The organism is Saccharomonospora iraqiensis subsp. paurometabolica YIM 90007 (assembly GCF_000231035.2).
In the GTDB taxonomy this organism is placed as follows: domain Bacteria; phylum Actinomycetota; class Actinomycetes; order Mycobacteriales; family Pseudonocardiaceae; genus Saccharomonospora; species Saccharomonospora paurometabolica.
The window spans coordinates 162,204-165,342 of record NZ_KI912196.1 but is presented as its reverse complement, the minus strand read 5'-3'; the positions used below and the strand labels follow the sequence as shown (position 1 = coordinate 165,342).

1 protein-coding gene is annotated in these 3,139 nt (G+C 75.2%); it reads left to right on the top strand.

Translation table 11 applies throughout. The annotated features are described in order from the left end of the window. A partial coding sequence (locus SACPADRAFT_RS25080) for a type I polyketide synthase (RefSeq protein WP_157577030.1) occupies positions 1-3,139 on the top strand: 3,139 nt, incomplete at both ends.

Below are 3,139 nucleotides of genomic sequence, written 5' to 3'. Positions count from 1 at the left end.
GCCGAGGGGTTGGCGGCCGTGCTCGCGTCGATGCCCGCCGAGGAGCGCGAGGCGCACCTGCTCGATCTCGTCCGCGCGCACGTCGGGGCCGTTCTGGGCCACGGCGGCGGCGACGGCGTCGAGCCGGGGCGCGCGTTCAGCGACCTCGGGTTCGACTCACTGACCGCCGTCGAGCTGCGCAACCGGCTCTCGGCCGCCACCGCACTGCGCTTGCCCGCCACGCTGATCTTCGACCATCCGACGTCGACCGCCGTCGCCCGGCACCTGCTCGCCGAGCTGACCCGGGAGGACGGCGGAGGCGCCCGGACCGTCACCACGACGGCCCGCGACGGCGAGCCGATCGCCATCGTGTCGATGGCCTGCCGCTACCCCGGCGGCGTCCGCACCCCCGAACAGCTGTGGGAGCTGGTCGCCGAGGGGCGGGACGTCATCGGTGCGTTCCCCGCGGACCGTGGCTGGGACACCGAGCGCCTGTTCGCGGGAGACGGCCCGGGCACCAGCGCCGCCCGTGAAGGCGGTTTCCTCTACGACGCCGCCGAGTTCGACGCCGCGTTCTTCGGCATCTCCCCGCGCGAGGCACTGGCCACCGACCCGCAGCAGCGCCTCCTGCTGGAGATCGTCTGGGAGGCGTTGGAGCGGGCCGGGATGGAACCCTCCGGGCTGCGCGGCAGCCGCACCGGCGTGTTCGCCGGGCTGATGGGCGAGGACTACACCGCGCGCCTGCTCGGGAGCCCGGACACTCTCGCCGAGGTGGAGGGCCATCTGGGCGCGAGCGCGGGCAGCGTGGCGTCGGGGCGGATCAACTACGTCTTCGGTTTCGAAGGCCCCGCCGTCACCGTCGACACGGCCTGCTCGTCGTCCCTCGTCGCGCTGCATCTCGCTGCCAGGGCACTGCGCGGCGGCGAGTGCGACCTGGCACTGGCGGGTGGCGCGACCGTGCTGTCGACCCCGGGTCTGTTCGTCGACTTCACCCGCCAGGGCGGCCTGGCCTCCGACGGCAGGGCGAAGGCGTTCTCCGCCGGTGCCGACGGCACCGGATTCGGTGAGGGCGCGGGCATCCTGCTGCTCGAACGTCTCTCCGACGCCGAGCGCCACGGCCATCCCGTGCTCGCCGTGCTGCGCGGCTCCGCGGTCAACTCCGACGGTGCCTCCAACGGCATGACCGCCCCCAACGGACCGGCGCAGCAACGGGTCATCCGCGCCGCACTCGCCGACGCCCGCCTCGACGCCTCCGACGTGGACGTCATCGAGGCCCACGGCACCGGCACCGCCCTCGGTGACCCGATCGAGGCCCAGGCGCTGCTGGCGACCTACGGGCAGGACCGGGCCGAGCCCGCCTGGCTCGGGTCGATCAAGTCCAACCTCGGCCACACCCAGGCGGCGGCGGGCGTGGCCGGGATCATCAAGTCCGTCTTCGCCCTCCGCCACGGTGTCCTCCCGCCGACCCTGCACGCCGACGAGCCGACCCCGCACGTCGACTGGACGACCGGCCGGGTCCGGCTGCTCACCGAATCCCGTGACTGGCGGGCCGAGCGGCCCCGTCGCGCGGCGGTGTCCTCGTTCGGCATCAGCGGCACCAACGCGCACGCCGTCCTGGAGCAGGCCCCGGCCACCACCGCGGACCCGACGCCCACCACCGGCCCCGTCCCGCTGCCGCTCAGCGCAGCCACTCCGGCGGCTCTGCGTGCCCAGGCCGCACGGCTGGCCGACCACCTCCGCGCCGCCCCCGAGACCTCGCTCGCGGACGTGGCCTGGACCTTGGCCACCACCAGGGCCCGGCTCAACTACCGCGCCACTCCCGTCGTCACCACACACGCCGACGCGCTCGACGCCCTCGCGGCGATCACCGGAACCGAGGCGAGCACGGGCGGGGCGGTCTTCCTCTTCACCGGCCAGGGCAGCCAGCGCGCGGGCGCTGGCCGCGAGCTGCACGCCGCCTTCCCTGTCTTCGCCACCGCCTTCGACGAGGTCACAGCGCGATTCGAGCCCTCGGTCCGCGAGGTCGCGCTCGGCGACGATCCCGGCGGGTTGCTCGACGACACCGGGCACGCCCAGCCCGCGCTGTTCGCGTTGGAGGTGGCGCTCGCCCGGCAGCTGGAGTACTGGGGCCTGCGACCCGCCGCGCTGCTCGGCCATTCCATCGGTGAACTCGCCGCCGCGCACATCGCCGGGGTGTTCGACCTCGACGACGCGTGCCGGCTGGTGGCGGCCCGTGCCCGCCTGATGTCCGCGTTGCCGACCGGCGGCGCGATGGTGGCCGTGGAGGCGTCCGAGGACCGGGTCCGGGCGGAGCTCACCCCGGACGTGGACATCGCGGCGGTCAACGGGCCGTCCGCCGTCGTCCTCTCCGGCGACGAGGACGCGGTGCTGGCGGCGGCCGACCGGCTCGCCGCCGACGGGCACCGGACCAAGCGGCTCGCCGTCAGTCACGCCTTCCACTCGGCGCGCATGGAGCCCATGCTCGACGAGTTCCGCGCCGTCGCCGAGACGATCACCTACCGGGCCCCGCGCCTGCCGCTGGTCGCCGACCTCACCGGCACGGTGGCCGACGACGCGGTCACCGCTGACTACTGGGTCCGCCACGTCCGCGAGACCGTCCGCTTCTCCGACGGCCTCACCACACTCGCCGACCGTGGTCTCACCCGCTTCGTGGAGCTCGGCCCGGACGGCGTCCTGCTCGCCGCCGCAGGGGACACCGCCATCGTGGCCGCCGCCACGCTGCGCCGCGACCGCGACGAGGCCACGACCCTGCTGACCGCGGTCGCCGACCTCGCCACCCACGGGGTCCCCGTCGACTGGGCCGCGGTGCTGGGCGCGGGGCGCGTGACCGACCTGCCGACCTACCCGTTCCAGCGCGAGCGCTTCTGGCCCGGCGAACCGGCGCCGGTCCGCTCCGCCGCGTCCCCTGTGGAGGGACTGCTCTACCAGGCGGGCTGGACGCCCATCGCGGCGACCGCCCCGGCCGATCTCACGGGCTGGACCGTCGCCCTGCCCACCGAACCCCGGCCCTGGCAGAGCGCCGCCGACACCGAACTCTCCGCGCGCGGGGCGGGCGGGGAACCGGTCACCGGCGTCATCGCCCCGGTGGCCGATGCCGCCGAGCTGCTGGACGTGCTGCACCGCACCCCGGAGGGCGTAC